Origin of the sequence: secondary endosymbiont of Heteropsylla cubana (genome assembly GCF_000287355.1) — a bacterium.
GTDB lineage: Bacteria > Pseudomonadota > Gammaproteobacteria > Enterobacterales > Enterobacteriaceae.
Window position 1 is genome coordinate 298,976 of sequence record NC_018420.1, and the last position, 25,237, is coordinate 324,212.

Annotated in this window: 10 protein-coding genes and 2 tRNA genes; 10 read left to right on the forward strand and 2 right to left on the reverse strand. The window is 27.4% G+C overall.

Annotated features, from left to right (window positions below; genetic code table 11):
- Window positions 1–546 precede the first annotated feature (546 nt).
- The 7 genes from A35E_RS00735 to metK all read left to right on the forward strand — a co-directional run bounded on the left by A35E_RS00735 (window position 547) and on the right by metK (window position 14,168).
- A tRNA-Leu gene (locus tag A35E_RS00735) sits at window positions 547–633 on the forward strand.
- Window positions 634–2,184: 1,551 nt separating this feature from the next.
- Window positions 2,185–3,516: a Xaa-Pro aminopeptidase gene (gene pepP, locus A35E_RS00740; protein ID WP_014888764.1), complete on the forward strand. Its 1,332-nt coding sequence runs from the start codon at window positions 2,185–2,187 to the stop codon at window positions 3,514–3,516.
- 2,197 nt (window positions 3,517–5,713) lie between these two features.
- Window positions 5,714–6,346: an MBL fold metallo-hydrolase gene (locus A35E_RS00745; protein ID WP_014888765.1), complete on the forward strand. Its 633-nt coding sequence runs from the start codon at window positions 5,714–5,716 to the stop codon at window positions 6,344–6,346.
- A gap of 937 nt (window positions 6,347–7,283) precedes the next feature.
- Entirely contained in the window at window positions 7,284–8,198 is a 915-nt protein-coding gene (glyQ, locus tag A35E_RS00750) for a glycine--tRNA ligase subunit alpha (RefSeq protein ID WP_014888766.1), read from the forward strand.
- A 9-nt stretch (window positions 8,199–8,207) separates the two neighbouring features.
- Entirely contained in the window at window positions 8,208–10,283 is a 2,076-nt protein-coding gene (glyS, locus tag A35E_RS00755; protein ID WP_014888767.1) for a glycine--tRNA ligase subunit beta, read from the forward strand.
- Window positions 10,284–10,791: 508 nt separating this feature from the next.
- A complete protein-coding gene (locus A35E_RS00760; protein ID WP_014888768.1) occupies window positions 10,792–11,979 on the forward strand; it encodes a NupC/NupG family nucleoside CNT transporter in 1,188 nt (395 codons plus the stop codon).
- Between the two features lie 1,013 nt (window positions 11,980–12,992).
- Window positions 12,993–14,168: a methionine adenosyltransferase gene (gene metK / locus A35E_RS00765; protein WP_014888769.1), complete on the forward strand. Its 1,176-nt coding sequence runs from the start codon at window positions 12,993–12,995 to the stop codon at window positions 14,166–14,168.
- A 761-nt stretch (window positions 14,169–14,929) separates the two neighbouring features.
- Here metK and A35E_RS00770 read toward each other — a convergent pair.
- Window positions 14,930–15,005: transfer RNA gene (locus tag A35E_RS00770), tRNA-Val, on the reverse strand.
- Window positions 15,006–15,284: 279 nt separating this feature from the next.
- Window positions 15,285–18,083, reverse strand: coding sequence for a DNA polymerase I (polA, locus tag A35E_RS00775; protein WP_014888770.1), 2,799 nt, complete (start codon window positions 18,081–18,083; stop codon window positions 15,285–15,287).
- A 2,186-nt stretch (window positions 18,084–20,269) separates the two neighbouring features.
- Between polA and mnmG the strand changes: the two genes are divergently transcribed.
- The 3 genes from mnmG (at window position 20,270) to A35E_RS00790 (ending at window position 24,921) form a co-directional block, all read left to right on the forward strand.
- A complete protein-coding gene (gene mnmG, locus A35E_RS00780) occupies window positions 20,270–22,180 on the forward strand; it encodes a tRNA uridine-5-carboxymethylaminomethyl(34) synthesis enzyme MnmG (protein ID WP_044105083.1) in 1,911 nt (636 codons plus the stop codon).
- A 641-nt stretch (window positions 22,181–22,821) separates the two neighbouring features.
- Window positions 22,822–23,514 (forward strand): YggS family pyridoxal phosphate-dependent enzyme, encoded by a 693-nt coding sequence (locus tag A35E_RS00785; RefSeq protein ID WP_014888772.1) that lies wholly within the window; start codon window positions 22,822–22,824, stop codon window positions 23,512–23,514.
- An 852-nt stretch (window positions 23,515–24,366) separates the two neighbouring features.
- Window positions 24,367–24,921 (forward strand): YggT family protein, encoded by a 555-nt coding sequence (locus tag A35E_RS00790; protein ID WP_014888773.1) that lies wholly within the window; start codon window positions 24,367–24,369, stop codon window positions 24,919–24,921.
- Window positions 24,922–25,237 lie beyond the last annotated feature (316 nt).

Consider the following 25,237-nt stretch of genomic DNA (forward strand, 5'->3'; position numbering starts at 1 on the left):
ACGTATATTAAGTTAAAAACTTAAAATATATCAGTGCTGTGTCCATAAATACAATTATTGTCGTTTCTAACGCTAAATGGATTTTAGCATTTAATAAAAATTAAGCTCATTTAATAACTTCCTAAATATCTAATGTTATAAATAAACATTTAAATTCAAAAACTTTTGATATAAATTAACTTGACCGTTTAAAATTAAATGTAATATATTAATATTTTTATATATAATAAAAATTTAATTAAAAAATTATCCTTAGATAAAAATATCTTATCAAGAATCAAGTGATTAACTCCTATATAATTTTTCAAATAAAAATATATATTCTATAATATAATTTTATTTATAAAAATAAAATACAGAAGTGATGCTTTAGTAAACCTAAGAAACGAAGAAGAAAACTCTAAATTGATCTTTATCATTACAAAAAACAATATTTATTTAATATAACATTATTAATCAAAGATATTAATGCAAAAATAAAGATTAATATTTATAATGAGAAAATTTAATTATTTATTTTTATTTTTTTTCAATTTTATAAAATATGCGAAGATGGCGAAATTGGTAAACGCGCTAACTTCAGGTGTTAGTGTCTTAATAGACCTGAGGGTTCAAGTCCCTCTCTTCGCACCATCATTCAAATTCTTGATTACTAAAAAATTGTTTCTTTTTTTTAATCAATAATAAAAATTACTTTATTAATAATTTGATAAATTAATTTAACTTTTAGCCTTAGTTTAGTTCAAGACAAAATGTTTTCAACAAATATCATAATAAAGTTTTCTAAAAAAAAAGAATTAAACTTTAATTATTATAAATTTTTAATTTAGAACTTTGGTTTTATTCAACATTCTCAAATATATTCTTATCTAATGTTTTTATTAAACCATATTTAACTTTATTTTCTTGTAGTTTATTTAGATACAATCTAATGTTTCTTAGTAAGAAGATTAAATATAAATTATAGTTACATAAATCACCAAAAAAAATCATTAGATTGCTAATATGCTATTAGTATTTTCTTAAAAATTCTGAGGTCTAATGATTCAGTGACTTTTGGATAACATTGATGTAGATAATATTTTAATGCTCTAGATTTGTTTGAAGATATTATTTCTGTTATGTGGTTATATAAAACTATAATATTCATGCATCTTATTTAAGACTTTAAAAAAAACTATTACTTAAAAGTATATAAAATAGTTTATTGATCATCTGTCAAGCATGGATAATATTTTTTATATTAGTTTATAAAAAAAACAAAAAGACACATAATGTGATATAGTGTCATTTATACCGATATAGAATTGAGTTATTCAGTTTTTTACATAATATTTTTAATATTCTTATCTAATTATCGTAATCAAAAAAAATATCTAGTAATCATGTTTTCTTATTTTATTCAGAAACATACGTTATGTAATCACAAATTTCAAAAAAACATAATATATGCACTTATTAAGTAGACATTTCTCGTGGCAATATAAACTAAATAAATTTAATTAGTTTAGTTTAAATAATTTTTACTATTAAGTAACAACTTGAAGCTTAAAGAGTGTTCTTGATGAAGCTAACCAAGTAACTATTAAATCAATATAATCTATTTTTTAACGTTTCTTTACTTATTTTTAATATAATAATTACACCGGTGTTATTAATAAGATAAAGCTAACAGCGCAGATTAATTTACTAAATTAAAATTAAATAAATAGAAATACTATTTTCATAAGATCTATGATCAAATAGCTCTGTTTCGCAGAAGCTCTTTTTTTTAAAATTGTGACAATAAATTAAATATCTTATTAATAACCTTATAGAAGAAAATCTTTTTCTTAATCCTACTTTGTTTAATGTAGTAAACTTGTCCTATAAATATTTAAGTCAGGGATCAACTAAGTAAAGTAAAATATAATATAAGATTAATATAAATTATATTGTAATGAAAAATTTTAACTTTATAAGCGTCAACAAAAATTTACGTGAATTTTTTATTATGAGTATCAATGATGAGATTAAAGATAAAAATATAAAAAATATAAGTATATTTTAATAAATAACTGTAAGTGTATAAACTTATATCTTAATAGATACTCTTAACAATATAATTGTTAACACCCTTCTTATTTAAACAACAAAAAAAATTAAAAAGATTGATGCCGATTAAAGGTTAAAGGTTAAATGGGAATGATAACTTTAAAAGAATATAAAAATCGTCGTCAAAGCTTACTCGCAAAAATGGCATCCAATAGTGCTGCGTTGTTTTTTTCTGTCCAAGAAAAGCACCATAGTACGACTAGTAACAACTATCATTATCAGAAAAATAGTAATTTTTGGTATTTTACTGGTTTTAACGAACCATATGCATTATTTATTTTATTTAAAAAAAACAAAAATAACCACAAAAGTATTTTATTTAATCAAAGTCGTGATAAATATGCTGAAACTTGGACAGGACGTCGTTTGGGTCAAATAACAGCACTAAAACGATTAGGTGTGACCATGGCTTTACCTTGGGAGGATATAGACAATCAATTATATCTTCTACTCAACAAACTTGATAAAGTTTATCACGCACAAGGTGAATCTGCATTCGCTGATCAAATTCTTTTTAGGGCTCTAAGGAAACTGCGCCAGGGTGTTTCTCATGAATTAAAAGCACCTACTATGCTAATTGATTGGAGATTTTGGGTTTATGAAATGCGACTTATTAAATCTCAGGCAGAGTTACTGCTAATACGTCGGGCTTGCAAAATCAGCGCTCTAGGACATGTATGCGCTATAAAACGATGCCAACCCGGATTGTATGAATATCACCTAGAAGGTGAATTACACTATGAATTTAATCGTCAAGGTGCTCCTTGCACCTCTTACAATACTATTGTTGCAAGTGGTAAAAATGCTTGTATTTTACACTACACAGAAAATTCTTCGTATATGAGAAATGGTAATTTAGTATTAATTGATTCTGGTTGTAATTATCAAGGTTATGCAAGTGATATAAGTCGTACGTTTCCTATTAACGGACGTTTCTCTAAAGAACAGCGAATCATATACACTCTTGTACTTGACATGCTTAACTACGCTCTTAAATTTTATGGTCCAGGATATACCATGTTAGAGCTACACGAAAAAATAATTCAGATTATGGTTAGTGGTTTATGGAAAATTGGGATAATCAGAGGAAACATGCAAACATTTCTTGCAACTCAAGGATATCAGCGATTTTTTATGCATCGGCTCAGTCATTTCCTCGGCTTAGATGTACACGACATGATGGGTAATTCTGGTTTTTGTGAACAAAAGAAGGTGCTAGAACCGAGAATGGTGTTAACTATTGAACCCGGTATTTACATCCCTTGTGATTCAGATATTCCCTTTGCTTATCGAGGGATCGGTGTTCGAATTGAAGAAACTATCCTGATAACTGACACGGGGAATGAAAATCTTACCGATTTAGTCATAAAAGAAGTTTATGAAATTGAACAACTAATGGCAAAAGTTCACCAAAAAAGATAATTCTTTTACTTAGTATTCATATATAATTGGTATAAACTTAGTATCTTTTATTTTACTACCTCCAATGAGGATAATCTATATATATTGACATTATCATAGAATAATAAACATCTAATAATAAAATATTGTTTTTAAATTTAACTCATATCTTGTTTTTTTATTAAAAATGGCATAAATGGCCAATTAAAATTAACTTCTATTATTTCTGATTTTCTTAACTATTTTATTGTAGAGATACAATAAATTATTAAAGATATTTTAAAATTTAAATCACATCCGACTGACTACTATACATCAGAGTTAATGTTGATTAATAATCATACTCATATATGATAAAATATTTTATATATACCGGTTCGCGATACTTGCCGTATATATCTTATTATTAATGGAGCAATATTTAAAGAACTCAAGCATGAATAAAGTAACTATTATAGATTTTATGGTCAATAATTTATAAAAGCATCATTAGAATATTAGTTCAGCATCCAATCAAAATGATTTATACAGGAAAATCAAAAACAATTAAAAGTATTAACACTTATACGATTCGTGATAACCATATTTTTTAGATACTTTACTTCATTGTTTTTTTTCCAAAATTATTAATATTATTTGGATATCCGCACTATGCTAGTATGGAATAGCATGGAGTCTTCCGAATAGTCTAAAAAATTGAGATTTCTACTTGAAGTCAGGATAAATAAGCACTTCTAAAATATTTAGAATACGTTTTCTCGAAAAATTAGACATAACTAACTATTTTATCGAACTTACTGAATAAGATTGAATTGTAATCTACGTGATACACTAACTAGATGCAAAACAAATCAAATTAGTTTCGCCATAGAGAAGGGGGGTTAAAAAAAGAGAAGACTATATTACAAAAATTAAAAAATTAACCAACATTATATATTGATATATTTCGTTAAAAATAATATATAAATTTTATTAACAAAATTATTCTCGATAAGTTCTTTTAAAGGAAAAATTTTTAAAATGTAATAAGTTATTTACTCTATAAATAAAAAAATTTAGATATCTGTTCAGTAAATTTAGAAAAAAAAGAGATAAAATATTTGATTTAATTAGGATTTTTATTGGATTTGATTGATGTAAAATATTTTTTAATTATGCTTTATTCTCATTCTATCGAGAACTGCATATTTTTTGTTAAAATTAGATTTTGTGCTATCTATAAACAAATATTTTATATTAATATATCGAGTTTTCTTTATTCGTAGACTAAGGCATTAATCTTAATATTTTCGTCAAATTTTAACTTACGTTAGCAATAACAGCCTAATATTCGTCTTGAGGAAGAATAAAATAAAACCACATAAAAATACTCTGAATTCAAAAAAAATTACTGATCATCATATTTGATTAATCACGTAGATCACCTCGCTATATAAAAATATTTTTTACATAAATAAATAATTAATAGAAAATTAAATTATAATAAATAAAATTTTTATGTTTAAGCAAATGGATCTAAGAAATTATTTTTAAATTTTACTATCGTAATGATATTATTAATAACTAAAATTAAAACAATATAATTGAACTAAATTTAGTGTAATTTATATATATAATAGCATATGAAACAACTTATTTGTTAAAAAATTCTTTCAAAAGAAATAAACCATATAAACAAAGCTAATTTATAAATACGCTTTTTCTATAATGATAACCTCCGATTAAAAAAAAGTTAACGTCTAGCTTACATCTACTTTAATGAATTCAATTCAAGATAAATTCACAATAAAATATTGACTGGTGTTACTAACGATAGTCTTAAGAATATTTATACATATTATAAATAATGCAATAAAATTACTCTACTACTTATAAAAGAGTAGGATGAACAGAAGTATTTTATTAATTTCGAATAAAATATTTAAGTTATCAAAAATTAACATCTTTTCTAGAAGAAAGAACGTCTAAAATATTTAGATACAAATCAACAATCAGTTATCATACAACTATCTTTTTGATTTTTAATAAAAAACTCTTCATGAAGAATGAAATAACCACTGTAAAGGAAAGAGTTACAATATACTAATAAAAATATATTTAAAAGCATAATTAACATAATTAATAATAATTATTTAATTATATAATTAAATACTATGAATTAGAATTAAAGAAAAGAGTATTTATTTTACACTTAAAGAAAAACTATACAGGATACAATATGAAATATCATATTATATTGGTAACACCATTTAAACAAAATTGTACTTTGGTTTGGTGCGAGAAAACAGGTGATGCCGTTTTAATAGACCCAGGTGGTGAAGCTAACGTTTTATCTCAAGTAGTTAAAAAAATAGGAGTAGCAATTACAGAAATTTGGTTAACACACGGCCACCTAGATCACGTTGGAGCTGCTATCGAACTAGCTAAGTTTTATGATGTACCTATTATAGGTCCTCATCCTGATGATGAACCACTTTTAGCTAAGTTACCGGAACAGTGTCAAATGTTTGGTTTAGATACTATCATTACACCCTTCAAACCAACCCGATGGCTTATGAACGGGTGTAGATTACACTTAGGGTGTCTTTCCTTTTATGTACTACATTGTCCTGGTCATTCTCCTGGTCATGTAGTGTTTTGGAATAAATCTAAAAAATTTATCTTTATGGGTGATGTTTTATTCAATGGAAGTATTGGTCGCACAGATCTTCCTGGAGGTGATTTGGATACTCTTATTAAATCAATTCGAAATCAACTTCTTTTGCTATCAAATGATATTGTTTTTTTGCCAGGTCACGGCCCTAAATCAACATTAGGTTATGAACGTTGGAACAATCCTTTCTTGCAGTAATCGATAACTAAGATATTGTATCTACAATATCTAAATAAATTCTATTCACGCGTGATTTCATTTATTATTGCTTACAATAAGAATTTTCTTTTAATAATCTACGAATTATTTCATTTCAGAAGTTATTTTTATCGTTTTGAAATAAATGTAGAAAACTAAATAACAATAAAAAGTTAATAATATTTAATAATAAAAATATGAAGAAAAAGATCGATAGATATAATTTTAAATTATATAATTATAAAAAAATAATTTTTATTATAAACATAGTTGTGTAAAAAAAATACCTTAGCGTCTAACATTAAAAAAATAATACTACCTTGAAAAGGTTAGTTTTTTTAAAATATAAATCGTTTTTTTAAAAACACTTATAAGTATTATCCGATTTTTTTTAAATACTACAAAATTACAAATAGAATAAAGATTTTCAGAAGACATTTCTTTAACTTTATAAAATCGCTAATATATTTTAATAGATTTATAGATTTTAACGTTATCGTAAATACTAAAATTAGCTGTTAATAAAAATATTGATTTACGAATTTATATTGATGATATATATAAATTTTGTTTTTAACAAAATGTATTATAATTAGTTTTTATTTAATCTATATAAAAACCTTGAATTCTTATAATTTCATCTAAAAATAAACGCTATGAAATAAAAATTTTATTTCTATTCATATTATCTTCTTTTTCACTAAGATTTCAGTAATTTACCGTAATCTAGTGAATTTAATAACATTAATTTCTTTTACAAAAATTCACATTATCTCATTTTTTACATTTAGAGAGAAAACTAAAAGAACTTACCGTTCTATTTTTATAAAGTTTTAATCCTTATATAATGTTTCAAGATATCTATCTAAACTCCAAAGTGTATACTGATATAACGTTTTCTGACTATCTCTAAATTAAGAAGGTATGCAATTTTAAGATGAAAAAGTTTGATACAAAAACCTTTCAAGGACTTATCTTTAAGTTACAAAATTACTGGGAATGTCAGGGTTGCACTATTATCCAACCAATAGACATGGAAGTCGGTGCAGGAACGTATCATCCTATAACGTTTTTCCGCACGCTTGGACCAGAACCTATTGCGGCTGCCTATATCCAACCTACGCGTCGCCCTACAGATGGTAGATACGCTAAAAATCCTAACCGCCTTCAACATTACTATCAATTTCAGGTAATCATTAAACCATCACCAAAAAATATTCAAGATCTATATTTGTCTTCTTTAAAAGAAGTTGGATTAGATCCCAAGATTCATGATATTCGATTTGTAGAAGATAATTGGGAAAATCCAACATTAGGGGCTTGGGGACTCGGTTGGGAAGTGTGGGTTAATGGAATGGAAATTACACAATTCACTTATTTTCAACAGGTAGGTGGATTTGAATGCCGACCTGTTACGGGAGAAATCACCTATGGGCTTGAACGTGTAGCTATGTATGTTCAAGGTGTGGATAACGTTTATGATTTAGTCTGGAATCATGGGAAGACAGGATGTACCACATACGGTGATATTTTAAATCAAAATGAACTTGAGCAATCTATATATAATTTTGAATATGCTAACACAGATTTTTTATTTATTTGTTTTGAACAGTATGAGCAAGAAGGAAAAAAATTACTTAGCTTACAAAGACCACTCCCATTAGTAGCATATGAGCTGGTGTTAAAAGCTACTCATACCTTTAATTTACTTGACACACGTAAAGCTCTTTCAGTTACAGAGCGTCAGAACTATATCCTTCGAATCCGCCTTTTAACTAAAAGCGTAGCAAAAACTTACTACAATTTACGTAAAGCTTTAGGTTTTCCATTATGCATGAAACATACTCACTAAGAGGTAGTTATGAAAACACATACTTTTCTTGTGGAAATTGGCACGGAAGAACTGCCGCCTAAGGAATTACATGTATTAGCTAAAACGTTTTCTCATAATATTACTAACGAATTTGAAGCAGCCAAGGTTCAATATGGAAAAGTTAGGTGGTTTGCTACTCCACGCCGATTAGCAGTCAAAATCACTTCGGTTGGTATGAGACAAGTAGACGATAATATTGAACAACGTGGTCCTAGAATCGAACAAGCATTTGACATAACCGGTCAACCCACAAAACTTGCTGAAGCATGGGCATATCGCATGGGTATTACGGTAGCTCAAGCCGAACGCCTCGTGACTGATAAAGGGAAATGGCTTATTTATCGATCTCATGTAAAAGGAAAAAAAACACAAGAATTATTGTGTGGTATGGTTAATCGTGCACTAAAAAAATTACCTACTGAAAAAATGATGCGTTGGGGTAATAATCCCATCCATTTTATACGACCGGTACATACTGTAGTTTTACTATTAGATAAAAATATTATTTCTGGAAACGTGCTCGGAGTTCCGACTCATCGTATTGTTTTTGGGCATCGTTTTATGGGAGAACAACATATTATACTAGAACATGCAAATGAATATCCTCAAATTATACTAGAGAAAGGTTTTATAATCGCGGATTACCTACAGCGTAAAGAAAAGATCCGAAAAGACGTAATAGACGCAGCTAAAGAATTAGGTGGAATACCTGATTTAAACGACAATTTGTTAGAAGAAGTCACATCATTAGTAGAGTGGCCTGTAACTTTAAGCGGTTGTTTTGATAAAAAATTTCTTTCCATGCCCCCAGAAGTTTTAACCTATATTATGAAACGGGATCAAAAATATTTTCCTCTTTATGATGCTCATGGCAATCTTTTACCAAATTTTATTTTTATAGCAAACATTAACTCTGAAGATCCTCAACAACTCATCAATGGTAATGAAAAAGTAATTCATCCAAGACTATCTGACGCTGAGTTTTTTTTTAAAACTGATCGAAACAAGAGACTAGAAGAATTTCTTCCCGATCTGAAAAAAGTTATTTTTCAAAAAGAGCTTGGATCTTTATTTCATAAAAGTAAGCGCATTGAAACTTTATCAGCTTGGATCGCTGAACGGATTAAAGGAGACATAATTAATTCCGCACGCGCTGGTCTTTTATCTAAATGTGATTTGATAACAAATATGGTGTGTGAGTTTAACGATATTCAAGGCATAATTGGTATGCATTATGCTCGCTTTGACGAAGAACAAGAAGTCATAGCAATAGCGCAAAAAGAGCAATATCAACCACGTTTTCCCAATGATTCACTTCCTACAACTTTAGTATCTTGCGCGGTAGCTATTGCGGATAAAATCGACACTTTAACAGGAATGTTCGGAATTGGAAAACATCCAACAGGAGATAAAGATCCTTTTGCTCTTCGACGTTTATCTTTAGGGATTCTTCGTATTATCATTGAAAAAGAATTATCATTAGATTTACAATCATTAACTGAAGAAGCAATCCGCCTGTATGATACAAGGTTAACTAACAACAGGGTAACCAACGATACAATTGATTTTATTTTTTCCCGTTTAAGAAACTGGTACCAAGAAAAAGGATACAACATCTGTATTATTAAATCGGTATTAGCTTGTCGACCAACCAATCCATTAGATTTTGATAAACGTATACGCGCAGTAACATCTTTTTATATGAGAAAAGAAGCATCGATATTAACAACAGTTAATAAACGAATATCAAATATATTAGCTAAATCTAATGATATTACATACGAACATGTTAATTCTCTTTTACTTAAAGAACCAGCTGAAATTTTTCTTGGAAAACATCTGTTAATATTACAAAAAAAACTAAACCCCCTTTTTGCCGCTGGTTACTATGAAGATGCACTACTCAATTTATCAACATTAGGAGAACCTTTAAATGATTTTTTTAAAAAAGTTATGGTCATGGTAGACGAACCTAATTTACGCATAAATCGTTTAACGTTACTTAGGGATCTTCGTCATCTCTTTTTACGAATAGCTGATCTTTCTATGTTAGAAGTAATATAAAATTTTTTTAAAGAAATGAGTGTTAGACATGATTAAATAAAAAAATATCATTTTTATAGATATATTTACCTTAAATTATCTTATATATATACAATATATTGATTCAATTAATGTTAAAAATTTTTCATAGTAGGTCATAGGAATAGTCTTATATATATTCTATATATTGAGTATAACGAATTTATGAAAAGAAAGATTCTTTTATATTTAAATCCTTTATTTCCAAATTGAAGCTAAAATTAATTTCATTAAGCCTTTTTATGTTTTTCAATACTACATTAGTTTACTAACTATTTTAGTATTGAACGATTTTAATAAAAATAGAATATTATGTAAAAATCAACAAATTATACTACATGTAGTATAATTATAAGTTTCCACTTTAAAATATTTTTATCTTTAATGATGCTTTCAAGATTTTATTGTATCGGCCAGTTATAATTCGTTTTATATTCACCGTTACATAGAATGAATAATGAACTCTCCCTGACTCAAATTTGGAGCAACTATGTACCGTATTTTACATTTTATCTTGGTGCTTATTGTAGTAATAATATTAGCAATGCTTGTAAACAACAATCGTAAAAATATTTGCGTTCGCTTTATTATTCAACTATTAGCAATTGAAATCTTTCTTGCTTATTTTCTCCTTAATTCCAAAATCGGGCTGGGGTTTGTTCAGGGTTTATCTAAATTACTTAAGCAATTATTAAGTTTTTCTCACGAAGGAACTTCTTTTGTTTTTGGAAACATGAGCCAACAAGGATTAGCTTTCTTTTTCTTGGAAGTATTATGTCCTATAATATTCATCTCAGCATTAATTGGCATTCTTCAGCATATACGTATACTTCCTTTTATAATATGCATTATTGGTAGTGTTTTATCTAAAATAAATGGAATGGGAAAATTAGAATCATTTAATGCTGTTAGTTCATTACTTCTTGGCCAGTCTGAAAACTTTATTGCTTATAAAAATATCCTAGGTAAAATGTCAGAACAGCGTATATATACATTAGCTGTTACAGCAATGTCGACAGTATCCATGTCTATTGTTGGATCTTATATGAGTATGATCTCTCCTAAATGTGTCGTAGCAGCACTAGTACTCAATATGTTCAGTACCTTTATTATTTTATCTTTAATTAATCCATATCAAGTTGAAAAAGAAGAAGATTTACAAATCAGCGATCTTTGTCATGAAGGCCAAAGCTTCTTTGAAATGTTAGGAGAATATATTATTGCTGGATTTAAAATAACAGTGATAGTTGCAGCAATGCTTATGGGATTTATTGCTTTAATTGCTGCTATAAATGCATTATTTAATCTATTATTTGGCATTACTTTTCAGGCAATTCTTGGTTATATTTTCTTTCCTATAGCTTGGATTATCGGCGTACCAGGACATGAAGCCTTAGAAGTAGGAAGCATTATGGCCACTAAACTAGTATCTAATGAGTTTGTAGCTATGATGGATCTACAAAAAGTCGCTATCTATTTATCTCCTCGATCAGTAAGTATTTTATCAGTTTTTTTAGTATCGTTCGCAAATTTTTCTTCCATAGGAATTGTTGTTGGTGCAATTAAAGGACTAAACGAACGTCAAGGTAATGTTCTATCCCGTTACGGATTAAAATTAATTTACGGTTCTACGTTAGTTAGTGTCTTATCTTCTGCTATTACCGGGCTGGTTGTCTAAATCACTAGATTTTCTTTTTCCCAGTTTTTAATGCTGGGAAAATGTATTTTTTTAAAAATTGACGAATTTTAATAAAATGAATAAAATACACTTCTTTTAAAGCAATGAACTAAATTAAGATCGCATATTCTCAGCAATCAATCTATTTAATTATCCAACTAACAATCCAATTTCAGATAAAAAATGATAATTGTTACAAACAAATTGCGAGCAATTTAAACAAGTAATATATAAATTATTATATAAATTTTTCTTTTATTTACTTGCATAGCTACAGAAAAAATATGGAATACGTTTTACTTGTTTTATTATCACACTCTATATTTCATTAATAAATGACACTTTAGTGTAATTTCTAGTTTAAAAAAAATCTTAATAAAATTTTAAATAATACAATAAAAACATACTTTATATTCGATATTGTTTATACGATAAAATCGTATTTTTTATAAAACATTGAAATTATTTATACTTGATAAAAAATAAGCCCATATCCTACAATAGTTAGGATACAACTATTTTTTAGTATACTAGTAAATAGATATGAATAAAAACTTTTTATTAAAAATAATACTTTATGTTATTAATAATATTTAGTTATATATAAATACAATTAATCTAATACATTACACTTATATTACATTCTATTTTTTTAATTACATATTTTCACCTATTCCCCTCTAAATTATAACATAATCAGCAATAATGATTAGTCTCAAAATATTTTAGACAATTAATCTTTTCATATTGTTCTCGATTAAAATATCTATATTTTATAATAGTAGTTAAAGTTTAGTTATAAAATAAGTTTCTTACTTGACAATGTTTACAATCATGTTTTATATAAAAACATATATTATTTTTTTAAGTAAACATATTTATTAAGCTAACACAATATCGTTTGATATTATCAATGGCATATAAAGCCTAATTATTATAAGATCAGGTATAGATCTTATATCGTATTCAGCAATAAGCGGTCATCTTTACACTATATCTCAAGGTAAAAATAGATGGTTAAAAACCTATTTACATCTGAATCTGTTTCAGAAGGACATCCTGATAAAATTGCAGATCAAATTTCTGATGCTGTACTTGATGCTATTTTAACACAAGATCCTAATGCACGCGTCGCTTGTGAGACTTATGTAAAAACAGGAATGGTCCTTATAGGTGGAGAAATTAGTACCATCGCTTGGGTCGATATTGAAGAATTAACCCGCGCTACCATTCGAGATATCGGTTATATTCATTCAGATATGGGGTTTGATGCTAATTCTTGCGCAATATTGAATGCAATTGGAAAACAGTCTCCAGATATCACGCAGAGCTTATCCTGCAAAGATCCAATGGAGCAAGGAGCAGGTGATCAGGGAATAATATTTGGTTATGCTACTAATGAAACTGATGCACTAATGCCAGCGCCAATCATTTATGCACATCGTCTAGTAGCACGTCAGTCCGAAGTCAGAAAAAACAAAACCTTACCATGGTTATGTCCAGATGCTAAAAGTCAAGTGACGTTTCTTTACGAAAAAGGTAAGATAATAGGTATCGATACGGTAGTGTTATCAACACAACACTCTGAGCATATTTCTTTATCACACTTACAAGAAGCCGTAATGGAAGAAATTATTAAACCTGTTCTTCCTAGAGAATGGATTTCTGCTCGCACAAAATATTTTATTAATCCCGCGGGTCGTTTTGTAATAGGTGGACCAATGGGTGATTGTGGTTTAACTGGGCGTAAGATTATTGTCGATACTTATGGGGGGATGGCGCGTCACGGTGGTGGTGCTTTTTCTGGAAAAGATCCTTCTAAAGTTGATCGTTCTGCAGCTTATGCTGCTCGTTATGTAGCGAAAAACATCGTTGCGGCTGGTTTAGCTAAACGTTGTGAAATTCAAATATCGTATGCTATTGGAATAGCAAAACCAACTTCTATTACTATCGAAACCTTTGGAACTGAAAAGATCTCGTTAGAAAATATAGCAAAACTAGTACTTAAATGTTTTGATCTTCGCCCTTATGGAATTATAACAATGTTGGGTTTATTAAAACCAATCTATCGTGAAACCGCAAGTTACGGTCATTTCGGTCGAGATCATTTTCCTTGGGAAAAAACTGATAAATGTGAAATTATTAGAGATATTGCGGGTTTAAAACCTCAGATGTCTGCATACTTATAGATTTATTATTATTAACAGTATATATATTTTTTTGTATGATACAAATTTCACCTTTATGTCAAATATACAATAAATGGAAACTAAAATTATTTCGATAAAACAATAAAAAAATAATAATAAAGTTAAAAACTTTAGTAAATCTGATACAAGAAAATTCAATCACTAAAAATAGAAATTGTGTTACTCAGTTAACATTTATTAAATGTAGCTAATTCTAATTTTATAAGAAAAAATTTAATAAACTAAATGATATTTTTTTAAAAACGACATATTAGACATTTAAGAGAAGTTCAGAGGATTTGAATTACTTATCAATAGTTATAAACTATAAGTTTTATTTTGTCTAAAGAACGTAAAAAAATAAGATTAAAATTATTTTTTTATAACATATTAATAAAATTATTTTGATCGAGATAATAAGGACATGAAAAAAAAAGAAATGTTCATGTTTTATCCTCTTCTGATCATACACATGATGAGGTTTTACCTCGCAAAAAAAATATGTATAGTATTAATAATTATAGTAAATCAGTATATTAAAATATTACATATTCTTATTGATAATTTAACAAGAATTAAATTAATTTTTATGATATAAAAAATTTTATATATTAAAAATAAACTATATTAAATAATTTTTTGTTAAAAAAAAATAAAATTATTTATTATATAAATAAAACTTTAAATTTTAATTTATTTTGTGTAAACAAGCAATATCTTTTTTTTAAAAAAATTTTTACTTTTTTTTAGAAGTAATTAAGTGGTAGGTGATGACGGGTTTGAACCGCCGACCCCCTCCTTGTAAGGGAGGTGCTCTCCCAACTGAGCTAATCACCTGATTATTAATAATAACCTAACGTAACGAGTTGAATATTTTTATAAACTTATTTAGTTTATCAAAAACGTAATAATTATTAAGTTTTTATATGATAAACCTATAGTTGTTAGTAATTAATCGCAATTAGATAAATCTATTTAAGATACCATGTCCTTATTTTTTTAAGTAAATATTTTATATTATCTTCATTGAGACATCCATATACTTTATGTGATATATTGTAGTATTAATCTGAACCTATATCAACCCTATTTTTAATAAAAAACTTCTTCAAATGATTAATGAAAGTTATGTGCATCATTCCAGTTTTTTCCAACACCTATATCTACTCTTAGTGGAATATCTAATTCAAAACAATCTTCCATGATTTTTTTAATTTTTATTAAAGCATATTTAACGAAATCATGTTGTGCTTCAAAAATTAATTCGTCATGTACTTGCATAATAATCCGTATTGGCAACAGCTCTTTTTGTAACCAATTATCTATTGTAATCATTGCTTTTTTTATAATTTCAGCAGCTGTACCTTGTATGGGAGCATTAATCGCAGCTCGCTCTGCTGCTTTTTTATGCATACCATGAGATGAACAGATATTTGGTAAATATATTCGACGACCATTTAACGTTTCAACGTATCCACGAAGTTTAGCTTCTTGACAGATGCGCTCTATATATTCACGAACACCTGGATATTTATTAAAATAAAGAATTTTATATTTTTCAGCTTCGGCGCGTATTATGGAAAGTGTACGAGATAAACCAAAAGCACTCATACCATATATCAAACCAAAGTTAATTGTTTTTGCAATACGACGATGATTTTTTGTAACTTCTTCTATGGATATATTAAAGATTTCAGACGCAGTAACAGAATGAATATCTTTGTTAACAGAAAAAGCTTTCAATAATGTAGCATCGCGAGAAATATGTGCCATGATACGTAGTTCAATCTGTGAATAATCCGCAATTATGAATAAAGTACCAGGTGTAGCAATAAATGCATTACGAATATGCCGACCTTCATCATCACGTACAGGGATGTTTTGTAAGTTAGGCTTTCGTGAAGAAAGTCGTCCTGTAACGGTGATAGCCTGATGATAAGACGTATGGATTCGTTTCGATGACGGATGAATCATCTTTTGTAATCCATCTGCATAGGTAGATTTTAGTTTATATAATCTGCGATACTCTAATATAATCTTTACAATTGGATCATTTGTAATTAACTTTGTTAATACTTCTTGACTTGTTGAAGGGGAACCTGTAGAAGTTTTTTTAAGTACAGGTAATTTCTGTTTCTCATACAAAATCATTTGAATCTCTCTGTTCGAAGAGAGATTAAAGGATTCTTTTGCTAATTGATGAGCTTTTCTTTCTAGTTTTTCTAATCGCTTAGAAAGTTCTAATGAATATGTAGCTAAAATAGATTGATCAACTAATACACCTATGTTCTCAATGCGAGATAAAACTGGAACTAATGGCATTTCAATTGTCTCAAATACCTTTTTCACTTTTGGAATTTGATTAATACGCGACCATAACTTTTTATGAAGAAGCAGTATTGCATCTGCATTTTTACCACCATACATCATAGCTTTTTCTATCGATGTTGTATTACATATTGTCTGATTAGATTTTTTTCTTACATTTTTCTTAGAATCCCAAAAAAAATCTTGTAAAAAACGTTGAACTAATACATCTATCTCGTGACCGCCCGAAGCGGCGCTGTCTATTATATAGGATTCTAACATAGTATCAAAATTCATACCAGTTAGTTTTATGTTATATTGTTCTAAGATCTTATAAACAAATTTTAAATTTTGTCCAATTTTGTTTATTGTTGAATCTTCTAATATAGGTTTTAAAACCGATAAAACGACTGAAAGGTCAAGTTGTTTCGGTACATTTAAATAGTTATGTCCAATCGGAAGGTAAGCTTTTTCACCAGATTGAATAGCAAAGAAAAAACCCATTATATTAGTAGTAAACGTATCATTTCTATATGTTTTTGTATTAAAATAAAAAATACCATTTTTACGAATTATAGATATCCATTCCTTTAAAATAACTATATTATCAATTATAATGGATTCAGATTTCGACAACTTCTCAGTTAAAATCACAAATTTCGGACAGGGTGAATTAATAAACGTTGATGGTAGTATCATGCGACTTCTTAACCCAAAAGGCCATTTCATATTTTTCAATTCATTAATCCAAAACTTGAATTCATATCGCTGAAACAAGAAAATTAATACTTCTATCTTAGGCTCTTCTATTTCAAACTTTGTATAGGAAAAGTCTAGAGGAACATCTGTTTTAATCGTTGCTAATTCATAAGAAATAAAAGCGACTTCTTGATATTTTTTAAGATTATTAGCGATAGTTTTAGCTCCGCGAAAGCTTAAATCGCTAACTATATCAAGTTTTTTATATAAAATTTTCACTCCACCTATTTTTTCTAAGAGAATTTGTGCTGTTTTTCTTCCTATTCCAGGAACACCTGGAATATTGTCAGTTTTATCGCCTATTAATGCTAAATAATCACTTATCAGCTGTGGCGGTACCCCAAACTTTAATTTTATATCTTCTGGTTTTAAAATAACGTTTGAAGCAGTATTAATGAGACTAATATTATTCGATACTAATTGAGCCATATCTTTATCGCCCGTACTAATCAGTACCTCTAAACCACTACGTTCTGCCGCAATAGCAAGGGTTCCGATAATATCGTCGGCTTCAAAACCATTGATTTCTAACAATGATAACCCCATGGCTTTAATCATATCATGTAAAGGTTTAATCTGACTAATTAAATCATCCGGCATGGGAGCGCGATGAGCTTTATAATCCTTAAATAATTGATGTCGAAAGGTTTTGTTTGGAGCATCAAAGATCACTGCAATTTGGCTTGGTTGCCACTTTATCATCAAACTTCTTAGCATATGCAACACGCCATAAATTGCTCCGGTAGATTCATTTTTACTATTGATCAAGGATGGGAAGGCATAATACGCTCTGTAGAGATAAAATGAACCATCTACTAAAATAATTAACTTCTTTGCTGTTTTAACCATAGAGTATTTTTATTTTGTAATCATCATAATTGTAACAGTTATACTAGTTAATAAATATTATTTATTTAGGATATAAATTATAGATTATAATATTTTTACGTTTATTTTTTTTGTTTTTAAAAATTTATGATTAGAATAAGTTTTTAACTTTATCTTGTTTAGAAAAATTAAATTCTCTAAAATTTTTTATAGAACTTAAATTGTTTATATGTTAAACATATAATAAATGTTGATATATAATCTCTTTATCTTATTGATTTATTTATAAAAATTTTTTGTAAGTTATAATTATAGTTTTAGATTTAAAAACCTAATATATTTTTACAACATTAAAGACATCATGGAAAAATCAATAATAAAAAACACTTCTTAAATATTTTATGATTGAACGTAACACTGAGTTTAAATGCTGTAATTTAATGCATTAATTATTAATTGCACATAACAGAGCAAAAATCTGTCTATAATTACTTGAGCAATTAGTCTATAAATTGAGATTCATATTTTAGTTGAAAAACATGTCTAGCTTCTTTTTGTTACTATAATTTAGAAAATTTCATAGCTGCTATTTTAAGGGAGGCAGAAAATATATATTACAAGTAATATATGTTTTTTACTATTATTAAATAAGTCTTTATTAATTAAAATTATTAAATATTTATCAAATTATTATAAACAATCTTTATTATTGAACAAGGGAAAGGGGGTTTGTAGATTTTTCCGTATTTTAGGAATATATATGTTCTGGAAATTAAAATTTTTTTTATTAGATAAAGATTTTACTCTTAATTTTAGAAAACGTCTAATATCAAATATTGTTTGATTTAAGTACATCTCACTAAGATTAATGAAAAAATAAAAGATTTTATCTATGTCATTTTTACATTTTGACCAGAAAAATATGTTTTTCAATTCACAATTGAAACAGAAAACCAATAAAATTCATAATTTAGTTAATATAAAAAAACTTAAAATCTATCTTTAATATAACATAAGGAACTAAATTCTGATTTACAGTGCAGTTAATAATTACAATGCCAGTTAAAATAGGAAGGATTTCTTACATTAACTCTAATAAAAACAAATTTTACTACAATTAATTGTTTACTTTTTTTTAAAAAATTAGTTGATCAATTAAATACCAACTTATAAAAAATCATTAACAATAAAAAAATTAAAATTAATCATAGTAAATTATACATATTTATTATTAACAATTATTTATATAAAAATCAATTTAAATTTGACACCATACTTCGATATTTTTTTAAAAACTACTCACGTTAATCTATAACTTATTGTTTACTCCTGGAGAGTACCCAATATGTTTGATATGTGTGATAATATTATTATATATTTTTACTATAAGTAGTAGTTGCGAGTGAGTTAGTACCTAGATAGAGCGGCATAAATTATTTTTTTTTGATTTAAATCTTGAAAAGATTTCAATAAATAAAAAAATAAAAATCAATAATTTTCGAGATGATAAAAGTAAATATAAACACTTGCTAACTGCTATGATCAAGTTGCGGCATAGAAATATTTTTATCTTTAATGATTATCAAAGCAATTAATACTATTAACTAATAATAACATCATTACTATTATTTAAATACACTTTTCTATAAACGACGAATATAGTGTAAATATTGTTTTATGTTACCCATTTAAAATTTCGTTATTGTCAACCCAGCCCCCCCTATATTCGAAAATAGTTAAACATATTATAATTAATATTAATTGCTCATAACTTATTTGAAAGTCAAGTAAAACGTTTTTATAATATAAAAGAATAAAACTAGATTAATTTAGTATTCATTCTTCAATAACTTTAACTCTTAACAAAGATGAGGATAACCTGAGTTTATGTTATGTATAATAATAAGAAACATGTTTTTGTTAGATATAACAATTTAAAAAATCTTAACTTATACTACGGATTAACACAGTTCATTCACAGCTTTAATACATAGATAATCCCTTGTATCTTATTACATTAACTAGTTTACTCACTATAATACACAACCTTAATAATAAAAATTAAAAAGATTTTTTAAATTAATTGAGCTCTTCACTTCTTTTAAATTTTTTATAAATTTTAATTACTTTGTAAAAATTAACTTAATAAGGGAAAGTTGTATTGTAAGCTGCAAACTACACTAAATTCTTGCCCGGGGTTTTTAAATATGATTTATTCATATGACTTTGATGTTATCATTATTGGTGGTGGACATGCTGGTACGGAAGCAGCTATGGCATCAGCACGGATGGGATGTAAAACTATTTTACTGACGTATAATATTGATACGATTGGACAAATGTCATGTAATCCAGCAATTGGTGGTATTGGAAAGGGACATTTAGTTAAAGAAATTGATGCTATGGGTGGATTAATGGCTCAAGCAATCGATAAAGCTGGAATACAATTTAGGATGCTAAATACTAGTAAAGGACCTGCTGTAAGAGCTACTCGGGCACAAGCAGATCGAGTGCTTTATTGGCAATCGGTACGTTCGGCAATAGAAAGTCAACCCAACCTAACTTGTTTTCAGCAATCAGTTGAAGATTTGATAATAGAAAATAATAAAGTGATTGGCGTTGTTACTAAAATAGGGTTGAAAATTTATTCTCGAGCGGTAATTTTAACTACAGGAACTTTCCTTGATGGAAAAATTTATATTGGAACAAATCATTATCAAGGTGGTAGAGCAGGAGATTCGTCTGCAACTTCTTTATCTTATCGTTTACGCGAACTTCCCTTAAAGGTAAATCGATTAAAAACTGGTACACCTCCGCGTCTTGATGCACGTAGTATTAATTTTTCAGTATTAAAGGAGCAATATGGAGATATTCCATCACCAGTCTTTTCATTTCTTGGGTCTGAAAGAGAACATCCGCGTCAAATACCATGTTATATTACTTATACTAATGAAAATACGCATAGTATTATTCGAAATAATCTACATCAAAGCCCCATGTATAAGAATATTATTACAGGAGTGGGTCCACGTTACTGTCCTTCCATTGAAGATAAGGTAATTCGATTCTCTGATCGTAATGCGCATCAGATTTTCCTTGAGCCAGAAGGGTTGAATACTAATGAAATTTATCCTAATGGAATTTCTACAAGCTTATCTTTTGATGTACAGATACAAATAATAAGATCTATCTATGGTCTCGAGAATGCTCAAATTGTTCGTCCAGGCTATGCGATTGAGTATGATGCTTTTGACGCTAAAGATCTTAAACTTACGTTAGAGAGTAAATTTATAAACGGGCTTTTTTTTGCTGGTCAAATCAATGGTACTACAGGTTATGAAGAAGCTGCTGCTCAAGGTATCCTTGCTGGTTTAAATGCGGCAAGATTGGCTCAAGATAAAGATAGTTGGTTTCCACGACGTGATCAAGCTTATATTGGGGTTCTTGTTGATGATTTATCTACACTTGGTACGAAAGAACCTTATCGCATGTTTACTTCTCGAGCTGAATATCGATTGCTATTACGAGAAGACAATGCTGATCTTCGTTTAACAGAAATTGGTCGAAAACTTGGTTTGGTAGATGATATCCGATGGGCTCGTTTCTCTACTAAGCAAGAATGCATTGAACTTGAACGCCAGCGTTTACGTAATATTTGGGCACACCCAGAAAGCACAAACATCAAACAGCTTAATCAATTATTGGAAACCCCGCTGACCCGAGAAGTTAACGCTGAAGAATTACTTCGTCGTCCAGAAATAAGTTATAGTCGCTTAACTTCTATAAAATATTTTGGGCCTCCTCTTCTAGATAAAGAAGCGACAGATCAAATCGAAATACAAATTAAATATGAAGGTTATATTGTTCACCAGCAAGATGCAATTATACGTCAAATGCAACATGAAAACACTTTTTTACCTACAACGATAGATTTTAAAACCATAGGTGGTCTCTCGAATGAAGTGATAACCAAGCTTAATGAACAAAAACCGCATTCTCTTGGTCAGGCTTCTCGTATTTCTGGTATCACGCCAGCAGCAATTTCCATCTTGTTGATGTGGCTTAAAAAAAATGGTTTAATTTCTCAAGTTAAAAAAGAAAGAAAACATGATGGTTAAAAGAGTATCTGTATAATAATTTAACAACGCTTAAAAATTTTAAAATATTAATTTTATGATTTTTTAATTAATAATTATTACTTTAAAAAAAAAGAGAAAATATGTTGTCTAGCAAATAAAAACATTTTATGTAATAAATGTTTTTATTAAATTAGAATAATTATTCATTCGTCATTTTTTTAGACCTGGTTAACTTACTCAGCAACTAGTTCAAAAATAAAAAAACAAATCAAATCAAAAGCATAATTGTTTTAATTATTTATGAAAAAATTTTGATATGTAATATTTTTACCTACAAGATAATTAGATTTATTATATAAAAACATCGATATGCAATTTATATAATAAAGTATTAGTTGGTGAATTTTATTAATAAAAATAAGTAACATACTTTATCTTTATTTTTCCCATCTATTATAGATCTTAATTGTTTAATGAATTATTATATTTAATTTTAGAGTTGATTTCTTTTTTTTATTAAAGTTAATTTAACTAATTATAAAAAGTTAAATAAATAATATAAGTTAATTTGATATTTGAAATATAAATAAATTTATTATGTTTATAATATTTTATACTAAAGTTTAACTAAGTTAATTAAACTTTAGATCTTAAATTTAGATAATACTAAGTATTTTAAAATGAATCCAATCCAAAGAAACTTTGAACATGTTTATAAAAAAATCTATACAATAGCTCATAATTTTAACCGTGACCCTAGCAAGATTACTTTAGTTGCAGTAAGCAAGACTAAACCTGTAACGACAATTTTAGAGGCCATAAATACAGGTCATCGATCTTTTGGCGAAAGTTATGCACAAGAGGCGATAAAAAAAATAGTTTGGTTACGCGATAAAAGAAAGATTAAAGATCTTATTTGGCATTTTATTGGTCATGTGCAAATTAATAAAAGTCGGTTAATTGCAGAAAACTTCGATTGGTGTCATACTGTAGATCGAAAAAAAATAGTTGAAAATTTAAATGAGAAACGTCTAAAAAACTTAATTCCGCTTAACGTTCTCATTCAAATTAATATTAGCGGTGAAATAACCAAAGGAGGAATTCTACCGGATGAAATGTTCAAATTAGCAGAATTTATTAGCAAATGCCCTGCTCTTTGTTTGCGTGGCTTGATGGCTATTCCTTTTAAAACAAATATTTTTCAAGATCAATTATCAAGCTTTAATCGCATGAATACATTATATAAAAATTTACAATCTATTTATCCAACAATAGATACTTTATCGTTGGGTATGACTGGTGATATGTCTGCAGCTATTGCAGCTGGAAGTTCTCTACTACGTATTGGAACTGCTATTTTTGGTGAGAGATAATTAATTTTTTGTTCTTAAAAAGTTAAAAATGAAAGCTTAATAAAGGTCATATTATTCATGTTAAACTCAAAAATATAATTAAGAGGTTATTATCTTCAGATTACCAACAAAATAACTTTAAATGTTTACTGATAGTTTATATTGTTTCAAGCATACATCTTCGACGTAGGAATTAAGAGTTGTCTCTCTAGTTTTATTTTATATAAGATTCTATAGTGACATTAAGAATAACATTGTAGTCGCTTGCATTAATCATTGATTAATCATTATTAATATGACTCTAATTATATTAGAAAGTTTGGTTTATTAAAAAATTGATTTTAATTATTTCAAGGGTTAATTTAAATTGTAGTATAGTAGGTTACGTAGAAATAGTATTTCTACTTGGCGAGATTATTATCTTGAATATTCAAAAAAAAAAGAGAAACTAATAACTTTGTGTTATTTATCTAATATTTTCAAATTAGACTTTTAGTTTATAATTAATGATTAAAGTAGTAGAGTTATGTTGCATTAAAAAAGATTAAAGTTTTATAGTGATTTCTAAATAAAAAATACCTAGTTAACTAGCAAGATGAATTTTTATATTTATTTAAAATTTTTCAAATTAAAAGATGAAAGCAATAAATATTTTTTAAATATAATTAGTATTTAATATAGTATTTTTATTCTTTTAAAGAAACTAGAATTTTATTTCCTTCATCTTGATTAATAAAAATAAATTACATTCTTTATAATCTTAATAATAGCAACGCGAGTGATTTAGTCAAAAACTCAAAAAGATAGAAAAAAATCATTGTGAGTATGTATTTGTTAATACAAAATTTGTTTATATGAGGATATTATTTTCGCATGCTGACGTTAACGTTTGTATTTAAAACGATTATCGATCTTTATATTATGCTTTTGCTTTTACGTTGCTGGATACACTTTATCGGTTGTAGCATTTATAATGTTTTTTCACAATTTATTATCAAAAGTACTGAAAAGGTAATCACCCCATTACATCGAATTATCCCTCCAATTCGTCTTCTAGATATTGCATCATTGTTCGTGGCATTTACTTTAGCAACAATTAAATTTCCTTTACTGACGTTTATTGAGGCTCGTGTTGTTATACTTGACTCTATTTACTTACTAATTGGGTTTTTAGCTTTATTAAAAGCAGCTGGAAAATTAATTTTTTTTATGGTGACAATTTGTTCACTTCTTAGTTGGATTAGTCAAGGTCGGACGCAAATAGACGTTATTCTTTATGAGTTAAGTGAGCCAATTATGTCTCCTATTCGTCGTATATCGCCAGATATTGGAGGAATTGATTTTTCGGCCATGATTATAAGTATCATTCTATATTTTCTTAATTATCTTGGTATGGATTTATTTCCATGTATCTGGTATCGATTATAATTCGCGTTTTATAAATTTATGAATTATTTATATTTATTCTATATTTTTATTAATAGTGACTTTCCAAGTTATAATATTAAAAATAATACGAATTTTTAAACAAAAACTGTAATACTTTTAAAGTATTCAAACAAGAAAAAAATAAAAAAATCATGTTGTAAGACAACAAACAATTAAAATACGCTTATTAGTTAATAGAGAAAATTTTAAATATCTAACTTTGAAATATTATAGATATTTTCATGTTAAAAAAGAAAAAATAAAACATAATTATATATAAAATAATAATTAAAAAATTTAACTAAATTCAATTAAC

Bases quoted from the DNA above. Each gene is read 5' to 3' on its own strand.
- pepP (WP_014888764.1), top strand. From the start codon at position 2,185: ATGATAACTTTAAAAGAATATAAAAATCGTCGTCAAAGCTTACTCGCA.
- metK (WP_014888769.1), top strand. From the start codon at position 12,993: ATGGTTAAAAACCTATTTACATCTGAATCTGTTTCAGAAGGACATCCT.
- A35E_RS00785 (WP_014888772.1), top strand. From the start codon at position 22,822: ATGAATCCAATCCAAAGAAACTTTGAACATGTTTATAAAAAAATCTAT.
- A35E_RS00790 (WP_014888773.1), top strand. From the start codon at position 24,367: ATGCTGACGTTAACGTTTGTATTTAAAACGATTATCGATCTTTATATT.
- A35E_RS00745 (WP_014888765.1), top strand. From the start codon at position 5,714: ATGAAATATCATATTATATTGGTAACACCATTTAAACAAAATTGTACT.
- glyS (WP_014888767.1), top strand. From the start codon at position 8,208: ATGAAAACACATACTTTTCTTGTGGAAATTGGCACGGAAGAACTGCCG.
- glyQ (WP_014888766.1), top strand. From the start codon at position 7,284: ATGAAAAAGTTTGATACAAAAACCTTTCAAGGACTTATCTTTAAGTTA.
- A35E_RS00760 (WP_014888768.1), top strand. From the start codon at position 10,792: ATGTACCGTATTTTACATTTTATCTTGGTGCTTATTGTAGTAATAATA.
- polA (WP_014888770.1), bottom strand. From the start codon at position 18,083: ATGGTTAAAACAGCAAAGAAGTTAATTATTTTAGTAGATGGTTCATTT.
- mnmG (WP_044105083.1), top strand. From the start codon at position 20,270: ATGATTTATTCATATGACTTTGATGTTATCATTATTGGTGGTGGACAT.